The 12,918-nt window shown below is 35.2% G+C and carries 12 protein-coding genes and 7 tRNA genes; 17 read left to right on the forward strand and 2 right to left on the reverse strand.

The window, feature by feature from the left end; genetic code table 11:
• The first annotated feature begins 57 nt into the window (after positions 1–57).
• From CVU84_11395 to CVU84_11430, 8 genes are all read left to right on the forward strand, one after another.
• On the forward strand, positions 58–543 hold the full coding sequence (locus CVU84_11395) for a metallophosphoesterase (GenBank protein ID PKM94064.1): 486 nt from the start codon (positions 58–60) through the stop codon (positions 541–543).
• Positions 544–629: 86 nt separating this feature from the next.
• Positions 630–704 (forward strand) — tRNA-Pro (locus CVU84_11400).
• Between the two features lie 6 nt (positions 705–710).
• Positions 711–781, forward strand: a tRNA-Gly gene (locus CVU84_11405).
• A gap of 52 nt (positions 782–833) precedes the next feature.
• A tRNA-Arg gene (locus CVU84_11410) sits at positions 834–907 on the forward strand.
• A gap of 35 nt (positions 908–942) precedes the next feature.
• Positions 943–1,016, forward strand: a tRNA-His gene (locus CVU84_11415).
• An 11-nt stretch (positions 1,017–1,027) separates the two neighbouring features.
• Positions 1,028–1,099: transfer RNA gene (locus tag CVU84_11420), tRNA-Gln, on the forward strand.
• Positions 1,100–1,104: 5 nt separating this feature from the next.
• Positions 1,105–1,178, forward strand: a tRNA-Lys gene (locus CVU84_11425).
• Positions 1,179–1,208: 30 nt separating this feature from the next.
• A tRNA-Leu gene (locus CVU84_11430) sits at positions 1,209–1,291 on the forward strand.
• A 109-nt stretch (positions 1,292–1,400) separates the two neighbouring features.
• Here CVU84_11430 and CVU84_11435 read toward each other — a convergent pair.
• Positions 1,401–1,868 (reverse strand): adenylate cyclase, encoded by a 468-nt coding sequence (locus CVU84_11435; protein PKM94065.1) that lies wholly within the window; start codon positions 1,866–1,868, stop codon positions 1,401–1,403.
• A gap of 496 nt (positions 1,869–2,364) precedes the next feature.
• Here CVU84_11435 and CVU84_11440 point away from each other — a divergent pair, with 496 nt between their 5' ends.
• From CVU84_11440 to CVU84_11465, 6 genes are all read left to right on the forward strand, one after another.
• Entirely contained in the window at positions 2,365–3,975 is a 1,611-nt protein-coding gene (locus CVU84_11440) for a peptide ABC transporter substrate-binding protein (protein PKM94066.1), read from the forward strand.
• A 185-nt stretch (positions 3,976–4,160) separates the two neighbouring features.
• A complete protein-coding gene (locus CVU84_11445) occupies positions 4,161–5,090 on the forward strand; it encodes a peptide ABC transporter permease (protein ID PKM94067.1) in 930 nt (309 codons plus the stop codon).
• Positions 5,090–6,034, forward strand: coding sequence for a diguanylate cyclase (locus CVU84_11450; protein ID PKM94068.1), 945 nt, complete (start codon positions 5,090–5,092; stop codon positions 6,032–6,034). The genes CVU84_11445 and CVU84_11450 overlap by 1 nt, the downstream gene beginning before the upstream one ends.
• Positions 6,035–6,049: 15 nt before the next feature.
• On the forward strand, positions 6,050–7,045 hold the full coding sequence (locus CVU84_11455) for a peptide ABC transporter ATP-binding protein (protein PKM94069.1): 996 nt from the start codon (positions 6,050–6,052) through the stop codon (positions 7,043–7,045).
• Positions 7,045–8,007, forward strand: coding sequence for an oligopeptide ABC transporter ATP-binding protein OppF (locus CVU84_11460; protein PKM94070.1), 963 nt, complete (start codon positions 7,045–7,047; stop codon positions 8,005–8,007). Before CVU84_11455 ends, CVU84_11460 begins: the two co-directional genes overlap by 1 nt.
• A 162-nt stretch (positions 8,008–8,169) precedes the next feature.
• On the forward strand, positions 8,170–8,715 hold the full coding sequence (locus tag CVU84_11465) for a DJ-1 family protein (GenBank protein ID PKM94071.1): 546 nt from the start codon (positions 8,170–8,172) through the stop codon (positions 8,713–8,715).
• 13 nt (positions 8,716–8,728) lie between these two features.
• Here CVU84_11465 and CVU84_11470 read toward each other — a convergent pair whose 3' ends face one another.
• Positions 8,729–9,136, reverse strand: coding sequence for a hypothetical protein (locus tag CVU84_11470; protein PKM94072.1), 408 nt, complete (start codon positions 9,134–9,136; stop codon positions 8,729–8,731).
• Between the two features lie 453 nt (positions 9,137–9,589).
• On the opposite strand from CVU84_11470, the gene CVU84_11475 reads away from it, so the two are divergent.
• From CVU84_11475 to CVU84_11485, 3 genes are read left to right on the forward strand one after another with little or no spacing between them, the layout of a single operon-like run.
• The gene (locus CVU84_11475) at positions 9,590–10,876 is read left to right on the forward strand and encodes a trigger factor (GenBank protein PKM94073.1); all 1,287 of its coding nucleotides are present in this window, start codon (positions 9,590–9,592) and stop codon (positions 10,874–10,876) included.
• Positions 10,877–10,894: 18 nt separating this feature from the next.
• Complete coding sequence (gene clpP / locus CVU84_11480; GenBank protein PKM94074.1) at positions 10,895–11,476, forward strand: ATP-dependent Clp endopeptidase, proteolytic subunit ClpP; 582 nt, start codon at positions 10,895–10,897, stop codon at positions 11,474–11,476.
• Between the two features lie 43 nt (positions 11,477–11,519).
• Complete coding sequence (locus tag CVU84_11485; GenBank protein ID PKM94075.1) at positions 11,520–12,827, forward strand: ATP-dependent Clp protease ATP-binding subunit ClpX; 1,308 nt, start codon at positions 11,520–11,522, stop codon at positions 12,825–12,827.
• The last annotated feature ends 91 nt before the right edge of the window (positions 12,828–12,918 follow it).

The following is a 12,918-nucleotide window of genomic DNA, read 5'->3' on the forward strand; positions in this document are numbered from 1 at the left end:
ACTTTGACCTTGTGTGACACACATCGACAATGTGGAAGGTTTTCTTTAAGGAGTTTTATGAAAATACTTGTTATTAGTGATACACATAGACATATCAGAAATGTAATAGACCTCGTAACAAAGATTACAGATGTGGATAGAATTATTCATTTAGGTGACTTGGTTGCAGATGCGCAGGATATTGAAAGCATTTATGGGAGGATACCTATTGATTATGTCTCTGGAAATTGCGATTTTTATGAAACAATTGCTCCAAAAGAAAAGATCATTTCGTTGTTAGGCAAAAAGATTTTGATCACACATGGACATTACTATGGTGTAAAGAGTGGTTACAAAGAAATTGGTTCAGTTGCTTTACAAAAGCAAGTTGATGCTGTATTGTTTGGTCATACACATGTGCCATATATTGGATACGTCGAAGATGTTATTTTGATGAATCCAGGTAGCATTTCAGAGCCAAGGCGTAGCATGAAGCCGTCCTATGGAATTCTTGAAATTGATGATAAAGGCGTATTACATGCGACACTAAACACGATAAAATAACTTTTAAAAAAAAGCATTGACAAAGAGTTAAATAGTAGGTATAATATCACTTGCGCCGGAAATATTGCGCAAAGCAAAAAAGACTACGGGGTGTGGCTCAGCTTGGCTAGAGCGCTTGATTTGGGATCAAGAGGCCGCAGGTTCGAATCCTGTCACCCCGACTTTTGGCGGGTGTAGTTCAATGGTAGAACACCAGCCTTCCAAGCTGGTTACGCGGGTTCGATTCCCACTACCCGCTTAATTATAAGCAAGCGATGCTTGCTTTTGATAATTAGACTAATAATAAATTTGTGTCTGTAGCTCAGCTGGATAGAGCACCGCCCTTCTAAGGCGGGTGTCCAGGGTTCGAATCCCCGCAGGCACGCTTTACGATCATAGTAAATATGAAAGTAATATGTGGTGGGTATAGCTCAGTAGGTTAGAGCGCAAGATTGTGGCTCTTGAGGCCGTGGGTTCGAGACCCATTATCCACCCTTAATAATAATGGGTAGTCGCCAAGCGGTAAGGCACAGGACTTTGACTCCTGCATTCGAAGGTTCAAATCCTTCCTACCCAGTTTATGGGTTACTAGCTCAGCTGGCTAGAGCACTAGACTTTTAATCTAGGTGTCCCGGGTTCGAGTCCCGGGTGACTCACTTACCAGAAATGGTATGCCTTTATAATATGCGGGTGTGGCGGAATTGGCAGACGCACTAGACTTAGGATCTAGCGGGCGACCGTGCAGGTTCAACTCCTGTCACCCGCATCACAACAAAAGAAGATTTCAGATAACTCTGAAATCTTCTTTTGTTGTGTAGGTAACATATATGAAATGCGTTTCACCACCCAGAATAAAGAGGGTACATGAATATTTATAATCATATGTCATACCCACTCAAGTCATCTAATTGACATAAATAATTGTTATGAAATCTAGTATCATTAGTGGTTTCTTTTCCGAACCATGTAGGCGGTATAAAAGCATATGCAGCCTCAAGGGAAGGGAATTCTACCTCGGCAAGTATAAGTCCGTTTAAAACGCCTTTAAATATGTCTAATTCAATGGTTAAACTATCAGTAAGTGGAATATAGTATCTGATTTTAGTAATCAAGTTATAATCAACCTTCTTACTAAGTAATAAGAATTCATCGTCTGATATTTCAATTTCAAACTCATCTCGAGCCATTAAGCCCTTTGACTTACAGGTTAAATAAAAATTTGCTCCCTTTTGGCGGATACGTATAACTGGGCTAGTGCAAATATAACCTTGTGATATTGCATCACATTTTAATTTATCTAAGTCAAATGGAATGTCTTTAACTAAGAATTTTTTTTCGATTTCCATAGAGATATCCTCCTTGTATTTAGATTGATCAAACCGATTTATTATATGTATAACGCATTATCTAATTTATATAATGCAATATAAAATAATGAACTAATTGTAAAATAATTATAGCATATCAATGTTACAAACTATATAGTAATTCCGTGGATCAACTAAATAAAACAAAGTTACAAAATGAATTAATAGTGAATAAACCAATGAGGAGCTGTGAATGAAAAAAATTACAGTATATATTATAACATTAAAAAATAAACACGTGCTGAAGACAATTTAGCTTGATATTGAAGTGTAAGTATGTTAGGTTATCAAATTATAATATACGCTATAAAAACACTGACTATAATTACATTCAAATAAGTGATTATAACTGCAGTATATGTGCATTTTTATGCATTTTCAATTTCGAATTTAAAACGATATAACCAAAAATAAGTTGATAATTAGGCTATTTAATGGTAAAATGTTATGATAAATCTCAAAGGGAGGAAACAAAATGAGTAAGAAATTATCTGTACTATTAATTTTGATTCTTATTGCAGCTATTGCTATGACAGGTTGTGGCGCAGGGGGAAACAAGGAAGCAAAGATTTTAAGAACAAACAATTCAAGTGAACCAGGGTCATTGGATCCAGCACTTGCACAAGGAACGCATGAGTCATGGGTTCTTGACCATGTATTTGAAGGATTAATGAAAAGAACACCTGATGGGGAAATTGTAGGTGGAATGGCAAAAGAGGTTGCATTAGCCGAGGATGGAGTGACATATACTTTCACACTTCGTGATGATGTTAAATGGTCTAATGGTGATCCAGTTACAGCTCAAGACTTTGAGTATGCTTGGAAACATTCTCTTGATCCAGTAACAGCAGCATACTATTCCTATCAATTTTTCTACATAAAGAACGGGGAAGCTTATAATGCTGGTAAAGCTTCTGTTGAGGACGTAGGTATTAAAGTAATTGATGATAAGACCTTAGAAGTAGTATTAGAACAACCAGCACCTTTCTTCTTGGAGCTTACTGCGTTTTATGCATTGTTCCCAGTTAATAAAAAAGTTGCTGAAGGGAACCCAGAATGGTCGAAGGATCCTTCAACATATGTATCCAATGGACCATTTAAGCTTACTGAATGGGTGCATAAGTCAAAAATTGTTTTATCTAAAGATGATAATTATTACGATGCAAAAAATGTAAAACTCGATGGTATTGAATTGGGAATTTTAGAAGATGAAAATACAGCATGGCAAAAATATGAAGGTGGAGAGTATGACTTATTACTTCCTCTTCCACAAGCAGTAGTTGCGCAACTTAATGCAGATGGCAACAAAGAGTTAGTCATTGGAGCAGAATTAGCAACCTATTACTATAATTTTAACAACGATATTAAGCCTTTTAACAATATTAAGGTAAGAAAGGCATTATCTTCAGCAATAGATCGTCAAACGATTGTTGATAAAGTATCTCAAGGTGGGCAATTACCAGCAGGTGGTGTTACACCATTTGGTATCCCAAATGAAAATAACGTTGATTTCCGTGAAGACGTTGGTAATTTAATTTCTTATGATCCAACGAATGCAAAAGCGCTATTAGAAGAAGGGCTTGCTGAAGAAGGCATGACATTGGCTGATATGAACCAGTTTAGTATTCTTTACAACACCCAAGAAGGACATAAGAAAATTGCTCAAGCAATTCAAGAAATGTGGAGAAACACTTTAGGTATTGAAGTTCAAATCGAAAATGTGGAATTCCAAGTTAAGCTTGACAGGGAAAAAGCAGGAGACTATTCAATATCTCGTGCAGGTTGGATTGGTGACTATGTAGATCCAATGACATTCCTTGATTTATTTGTTACAGATGGTCCTTATAATGATTCAGGCTTTAGTAATGCGGAATATGATGCATTAATCAAAACGGCTAAATCTACTGCTGACCAAAAGGTGCGTTTTGATGCAATGCGTCAAGCAGAAGTATTGCTAATGGAACAACTTCCAGTAGCACCAATTTATCATTATACAAATCCATATGCTCAAAAACCTTATGTTACAGGAGTAACGAAGGTAGTAAATAGATACCCATCAATGATATATGCAGATATTGTAAAATAAGTATTATAAACAAGAAATAAAAGCAGTAATAGGGAATGCGTCCTAAAGGACGCCTTCCTTCTTTAGAGTAGCAATGCTTGCTAGCTGATTTAGCAAGCTTTACTGCTTTATATGTATAATGCCAAATTGAGTTTATTCATGTAGAGCAGCAAAGCTTAAAAATATTAAAAAAGGAGATATAATAAATGCTAAAATTTATTTTAAAGCGATTACTATTGGCGGTTATTACTGTATGGGCCGTTATTACTATTACTTTTGTTCTAATGCATTCAATACCGGGAAATCCTTTTAAATCTGAAAGTAAAATGCCTCCTCAAGTATATGAGAACCTGCTAAAAAAATATGGACTGGATAAGCCAAAATCTGAACAATACGTTATTTATCTAAAGCAAGTTATAAAAGGTGACTTGGGTGATTCCATGAAATCTAGAGTTGAGACTGTGAATGATATGATTAAAAGAGGATTTCCAGTATCGGCTTATCTTGGTCTTCAAGCACTGTTGATTGCGCTGATCTTTGGACCAGCTCTTGGTGCCTTGGCAGCGCTACATCAAAATAAGTGGCCAGATTATTTCTCGATGGTTATTGCAATACTAGGGATTTCTGTTCCCAGCTTTATACTTGGAACTGTTTTTATTCAATTTATTGCAAGAAATGTTTCGTGGATACCGATTGGTGGATGGGGAACTTTTGCACATACTATTTTACCAAGTATTGCACTTTCTATGATGCCACTTGCTCAAACTGCAAGGCTGATGCGTTCTAGTATGCTTGAAGTACTTGGACAAGACTATATAAAAACTGCTAAATCAAAAGGTATCTCAAAGCTAGCGGTTGTAGTAAAACATGCGGTTAGAAATTCTATTTTACCTATAGTATCTGTGCTTGGCACAATTGTTAGTAATTTAATGGTAGGAAGCTTTGTTATTGAAAAAATATTTGGTATTCCAGGACTTGGAATGTTCTTTATTTCTTCAATTAGTAATAGAGATTATACATTAATTATGGGAACGACAATTTTCTATGCTACCATTTTAATTGGGATGCTTTTGATCGTTGACATTGCTTATGTTCTAATCGACCCTAGAATTAGGCTAACAAAGGAGGGACATTAATGAAGGCAGATTTCGAATTAACGAAGGAGTTATTTCAACCAGTCTCTCTGGAAAATAAAAATGCAGACACTATAAAACGCCCAAGCATAAAATACTGGCCAGATGTATGGCGTAGACTCAAGATGAATAAGTTGGCAATGGTAGGTTTGTATATCATTATTGGATTTATTGTTATGGCAGCAATAGGAACAGAAATCAATGGATTTAAGTATTATGTACAAAACTTAGATTTTATTAATATTAAGCCTAACGGGGTTCATTGGTTTGGAACAGATGAACTTGGAAGGGATTTGTTTTCTAGATTGTGGCTTGGGGCAAGATACTCACTATTTATTGGTGTAATGGCTGCTGCAATCGATTTTTTAATTGGTGTACTATATGGTGGAGTTGCTGGAATATCAACTAGAAGAGTAGATAGTATTATGATGCGTATTGCAGAGGTAATTTATAGTATTCCTTACTTGCTCATTGTTATTTTGCTTTCAGTTGTTTTCTCCTCGCAGGGTCAAGGTACCAGCTTATTTTCATTGATATTAGCAATGAGCCTAACTGGTTGGGTGCCAATGGGAATTTTGGTTAGAGGACAGGTGCTTCAGCTTAAAGAAAGTGAATATGCATTAGCGGCTGAATCTATTGGAGCAGATAAAAAATGGATATTAAGGAAACATATTATTCCTAACACCTTAGGACCTATTTTAGTAAATGTTACACTAACAGTGCCAAGAGCTATTTTTGCTGAGGCTACATTGAGTTTTCTAGGACTTGGGATTCAGTTACCAAAATCCAGCTTGGGATCCTTGGCGAGTGATGGTTTAGCAGGTATGGCTGTTGGAAATGGTTATCAAATATTAATCCCAGCTATTTTTATTTCAATCATTATGTTTGCTTTTAATGTACTAGGAGATGGACTCAGGGATGCACTAGATCCAAGACTACGTAAATAAGAGAAAGGAGAAAAAATGGAAAAAATTCTTGAAGTCAAAGACTTACAAATATCATTTAAAACATTTTTTGGTGAAGTTGAAGCTGTTCGTGGTATTAGTTTTGATGTTGGAAGGAAAGAAACCGTTGCGATTGTTGGTGAATCAGGATGTGGGAAAAGTGTTACAGCTAATTCCATTATGCAGCTGCTCCCAGTGCCTCCTGCTTTCTGTAAAGGTGGAGAAATCTTTTTCAATGGAGAAAACTTGCTAGAAAAAAGTGATAAAGAAATGAGAAGCATTAGAGGCAATCATATTAGTATGGTTTTTCAAGATCCGATGACTTCGTTAAATCCAACTATGAGGGTTGGAACACAAATTGTTGAAGGGCTATTAAAGCATCAAAAAATGACAAAGGCTGAAGCAGAAGCAAAGGCTATTGAAATGCTTGAGCTCGTATCGGTACCTCAACCTGAAAAAAGAGTAAAACAATATCCACATGAGTTTTCAGGGGGTATGAGACAAAGAGTGATGATCGCCCTTGCGATGGTTGCAAGCCCTCAATTATTAATAGCTGATGAGCCTACAACGGCATTAGATGTTACGGTACAAGCACAAATCATTGAGCTTATGAAGAGTTTGCAAGAAAAACAAGATATGGCCATTATACTTATTACACATGACTTAGGTGTTGTTGCGGATATGAGTGATAGGGTTCTAGTAATGTATGCAGGGCAAATTGTAGAAGCAGGACTTGTAGATGAAATATTTAATCATGCCCAGCATCCTTATACGATTAGGCTGTTACAATCTGTTCCAAGATTAGACATGGATAAAAATGAAGCATTGAATGCTATTGATGGGACACCCCCAGATTTATATATACCTCCTAAAGGTTGCGCATTTTATGCGCGTTGTGATAAGGCGATGAAAGTCTGTAAGGATTACATGCCAGAACTTTCCGAACACGGTGAAAGTCATTATAGTAGATGCTGGTTAAATCATGACTTTGCAAAAGAAGGGAGGATTTCTTAATGGAACCCTTAATTTCGGCTAAAAATATAAAAAAGTACTTTCAAGTTGGAAAAGGTATGTTAAAGGCAGTTGATGGGCTTAACTTCGACATATATCCTGGTGAAACCTTAGGTTTAGTTGGCGAATCAGGTTGCGGGAAATCAACTGCTGGTAGAACAATTATGAGGTTATATGAACCTACAGATGGTGAACTTATTTTTAATGGAAAAAACGTCTTCACCCTTTCCAGGAAGGAAATGCAAGATGTTAGAAAGAATTTCCAAATGATTTTTCAAGATCCCTACGCATGTCTGAATCCAAGAATGACGGTTGAAGATATTATTGCAGAACCATTAGATATTCATAAAACATATAAAACAAATGAAGAAAGACGCAGTAGAGTTATTGAGATGTTAGAATTGGTTGGTTTAGGTGAAGAACATGCTATGAGGTTTCCTCATGAATTTTCTGGTGGTCAAAGACAAAGAATTGGAATAGCTAGGGCATTAGCGCTAAACCCCAAATTTATTATTTGTGATGAACCTATTTCTGCACTAGATGTATCTATACAAGCACAGGTTGTAAATCTATTAAAAGATTTACAAGAAAAGTTAGGATTAACCTATTTGTTTATTGCCCATGATTTATCCATGGTTAGATATATTTCTGATCGGGTAGGCGTAATGTATTTAGGACATATGATGGAACTAGCAGACAGTGAGATGCTTTATAGTCATCCAATCCACCCCTATACGAGAGCATTGCTGTCCGCTATCCCAATCCCTAATCCGGAGACTCAAAGAGGAAGGCAAAGAATTATACTTGAGGGTGATGTACCAAGCCCTATAGACCCACCAAATGGTTGTAGATTTGTCGAGCGCTGTAGTTATGCTATTGACAAGTGTCGACAAGAAACTCCAGTTTTTGAAGAAATTGAAGAACAGCATTTTGTTGCTTGCCATCGCGCAAGAGAAATTATGTAATAGATGGTTGCCATGAAGGGTGTCTTACTTCTGGCAACCGTTTTTTTTGAAGTGCTTTAAAGTAACTTTTTTTAATAAAATGACAATAAATATTGTCTGCAACGTCATTGAATGATAAGATCATTTCAATTAGATTATTGTAAATGTTTGGAGGATTAAAATATGAAAGTAGCTATTTTTTTAGCAGAGGGTTTTGAAGAAATAGAGGCAATAAGCATCATTGATGTCTTAAGAAGAGGGGAGGCTAACGTTGATACGATATCGATATCTAATAGCCAATATGTTGAAGGTGGACATAGCATAACGATTAAAGCTGACAAGCTTTTTACTGAGACACAATTTGATGATTATGATATGCTTGTTTTACCGGGTGGGATGCCAGGAACAACGAATTTAGGTAAACATAAACAGCTGTGTGCTCTTTTAATAGAGTTTAATAAAAAAGGAAAAACACTCGGAGCAATTTGTGCTGCACCAAGTGTTTTAGGGGAACTGGGTATTTTGAACAACAAAGAATCAACCTGTTATCCTGGGTATGAAAGTCAACTAATAGGTTGTAAAGTAAAGAATATGGATATTGTTACAAGTAACAATGTGATCACAGGGAAAGGTGCTGGTGTAGCAATATCTTTTGCTCTAGAATTATTAAAAACGAGCAAAGATTCTAGTTATATTGAAGCACTTCGAAAGAAGATGATTATGTCGTGATCATCTAGGTAAATTAACATACCAGAATGATATTAGAAAATAAAGTATGTATATTTTGATTTGTTATAACTGAGATATCTGCCTTTTGAGCTGCTTCAACGATTTGATCGTATGGTATTTGGTAAATATAGGAGACATCTTGAAAGCTGTAGGACGTTGGTAGCTTTCTTTGAAGCTCTCTAGAGAAAAGTCTGCAGACAGGACTACTACCATATTGCATAATCGTAAAAAAGGATACTCTATCTAAGATATCTATCCCGATGCCTTTCATAAGAGATTTGATTTCATCAGCAGATAAATCAAGTAACTCTGAAACTACATCAATAGAAAAGGAAGATGCTGTTTTTGTTTTTAAGAATAAGTCTATTGCTTTTAGACTTGGTGCAAAATTTTCATTATAATAATCTAAATATGTACTCATAAGTTGCCTCCTAAATTTATGAATCATCAAACATACAATTGATAGAAGAATTATAACTTATTTTCGAGTTTGAAGCATTACAAAAAATATGGATAATTATATGGAAATATTTGCATGTCTTGAGGAAACAACAATTATTCTGCGCGATTTTCAGGTTGGATAGGCAGAATAGAACAAGAGGTCAATATGCTTTGTATATTTGTTTTAGTGATAATCCAGAACGAAAGATATCCGATAATGCTCTTTTAAATAATTTGTTTAAAGGGGTTTTACCATAGTAAAATGTAATTAGTGATACAACAGAAAAAAGGGTAGCAATATTAAAAGGGGTATGATATAATAGAAAAACGGTTAATTATGGGTATTTATGCCCTATTACTAATAAGAAGTTAAATATCAAAGCATTAAACGTAAAGCGTTTATTATACATCCACAAGGAGGAAACAAACAGAAATGAGTACAAAGGTTGAAGTATTAGAAAATAGTATGGTTAAACTGACTATTGAAGTTGATGCGGCCAGATTTGAAGAAGGCATGCAAAATGCATATAACAAAAACAAAGGTAAAATGACAGTCCAAGGATTTAGAAAAGGTAAAGCTCCAAGACAAATGATCGAAAAAATTTACGGACCAGAAGTTTTATATGATGACGCGGCTAATTATGTGATTCCAGAAGCATATGATAACGCAGTTGAAGAGAACAATTTAGAGGTTGTTTCTAGACCTGAGATTGATATTGAACAAATTGAAAAAGGCAATAACTTTATTTTTACTGCATTGGTTGCAGTTAAGCCTGAAATAGAGTTAGGTCAATATAAAGGTATTGAAGTTGCACCACGTCCCGTTGAAGTTACGGAAGAAGACATAAATGCCGAAATAGAAAAAGTGAGAGAACAAAATTCTAGAATAGTAGATGTAACAGATAGAAGAATCGTTGAACAAGATAAAGTAACGATTGATTTTGAAGGCTTTGTTCATGGGATTGCATTTGAAGGCGGTACCGCTGAAAATCATGAACTTACAATAGGGTCTCATTCCTTTATTGATACATTTGAAGAACAATTAATTGACAAAGCATTAGATGAAGAAGTCGATGTATTGGTTGTTTTTCCAGAAGAATATCATGTTGAAGCGCTTCAAGGCCAACCAGCTAACTTTAAAGTAAAGATCAAAGGCATCAAGGCAAAAGAATTGCCAGTAGTAGATGATGAGTTTGCAAGAGACGTTTCAGAATTTGAAACATTAGATGAATACAAAGCTAGCTTAAAGGAAACAATTAAAGAGCGCAAAGAAAAAAGTGCAGTAAAAGAAAAGCAAGAAGAGGTTTTAACTAAATTAGTTGATGGTTCAAAGATTGATTTGCCAGAACCGATGGTAGATCTTGAAGCTGAAAACATGACACATGAATTTGCTCATAGATTACAATATCAAGGTTTGAATATAGAACAATACTTTAGCTATACTGGTCAAAACATGGCAACCTTAAAAGAAGCTATGAAAAAAGAAGCTGAAACTAAAATTAAAGTACGATTGGTATTAGAAGGCGTTGCAAATGCTGAAGGATTTGTAATTTCTGATGAAGATTATATAGCTGAAATGAACAAAATGGCTGAGCTATATCAAATGGAATTTGACAAACTATCAGAAAGCATTGGCGAAGATGAAAAAGCTTCAATTCAACAAGATATGATGAATCAAAGAGCATTAGATTTGATTACAGATACAGCGATTGAAAAGTAGAGAGTGGAGGTAGAACAGATGAGTTTAGTCCCTTATGTTATAGAGCAAACTAGTAGAGGCGAAAGATCCTATGATATTTTTTCTAGATTATTAAAAGAAAGAATTATATTTTTAGGAGAAGAAGTAAACGATACAACAGCAAGCATAGTTGTTGCTCAGCTTTTGTTTTTAGAATCAGAAGATCCGGATAAGGATATTCATTTGTACATCAATAGTCCAGGTGGTTCTATTACATCAGGTATGGCTATCTATGATACAATGCAATATATCAAACCAGATGTATCTACGATGTGTGTTGGGATGGCAGCTAGCATGGGTGCTTTCTTGTTAGCAGGTGGTGCTAAAGGTAAGAGATTCGCGTTACCAAATGCAGAGATCATGATTCATCAACCATCGGGTGGTGCAAGAGGTCAAGCAACGGATATTAAAATTCACGCAGATCGTATTATTGAAATGCGTAAGAAGTTAAATGAAATTTTAAGTGAAAATACGGGTCAAAGCTATGAAACAATTGCTGCTGCTACAGAAAGAGATAATTTTATGACAGCAGAAGCAGCTGCGGCTTATGGATTAATTGATAAAGTATTCTATAAAAGATAATATTAATCCGCAACATTAATTTTGATTAAAAGAAGGTGTATAAATGCCTAATAAATTTGATGATAAAAAACCATTGAGATGTTCCTTTTGCCATAAAACACAAGATCAAGTAAGAAAGTTGATTGCTGGTCCGAATGTCTATATATGTGATGAATGTATAGAATTATGTGCAGATATAATTGAAGAAGAATTTCAAGAATTTAAGGATGAGATAACTTTAGATAATGTACCAAAGCCTAAAGAAATTTTCGACTTTTTAAATGAGTATGTTATTGGACAGGATAATGCAAAGAAGGCGTTATCAGTAGCTGTTTATAATCATTACAAGAGAATCAGAAGCGATTACAAGTCTGCAGATGTAGAGCTATCTAAGAGTAATATTCTTATGGTTGGCCCTACTGGTTCAGGAAAAACTTTACTTGCACAAACCTTAGCTAAAATGTTGAATGTTCCATTTGCAATTGCAGATGCAACCTCCTTGACGGAAGCAGGTTATGTAGGCGAAGATGTAGAAAACATTCTTTTAAGATTGATCCAAGCAGCTGATTTTGATATTGAAAAGGCTGAACAAGGAATTATTTATATTGATGAAATTGATAAGATTGCACGTAAATCAGAGAACCCTTCAATTACGAGAGATGTTAGTGGAGAAGGCGTTCAACAGGCTTTGCTAAAAATATTAGAGGGTACAGTTGCTTCTGTTCCACCACAAGGTGGTAGAAAGCATCCGCATCAAGAGTTTATTCAAATCGATACTACCAATATTTTATTTATTTGTGCGGGAGCTTTTGATGGTCTTGAGAAAATAATTGAAAAACGTGTTGGTAAGAAGGCAATGGGATTTGGTGCCAATATCGAAAGTCAAAAGGATATAGATGTAGGCGTAATATTAAAAAACCTACTGCCACAAGATTTATTAAAATATGGATTGATTCCTGAATTTGTTGGAAGAGTACCGGTTAGTGTTACATTAGAGAGCTTAACAGAAATCGTTTTAACTGAAATTTTAACAAAACCAAAAAATGCTTTAGTGAAACAATACAAAGCAATTTTTGAAATGGATGATGTGGAACTTGAATTTGAAGAGGAAGCATTAACTGCAATAGCTAAAAAATCGTTAGAACGTAAAACTGGAGCACGTGGACTTCGAGCAATTTTAGAGTCAGTCATGATGGAAGTAATGTTTGAAATCCCATCTAATGAAAAAATTGAAAAATGTGTAATTACGAAAGATACAATAGAAAAAAATGAACAACCAGTCGTAATTATGAATGAGAACATAAAATCTATAAAAAAGCCAGCAGGAACTAAAAAACGCTCAGGAAGAAATAATGAAAATGAAACAGCATGAATAGAGGAAAATTCTCTAAAGGATCATCATGATTAAACATAATCCCCCTGCTTAAGCAGGGGGAATTTATATTTTCTTAAAAAGCGAGGGC

The sequence above is a fragment of the Firmicutes bacterium HGW-Firmicutes-1 genome (assembly GCA_002841625.1).
Taxonomy (GTDB): domain Bacteria; phylum Bacillota; class Clostridia; order Lachnospirales; family Vallitaleaceae; genus HGW-1.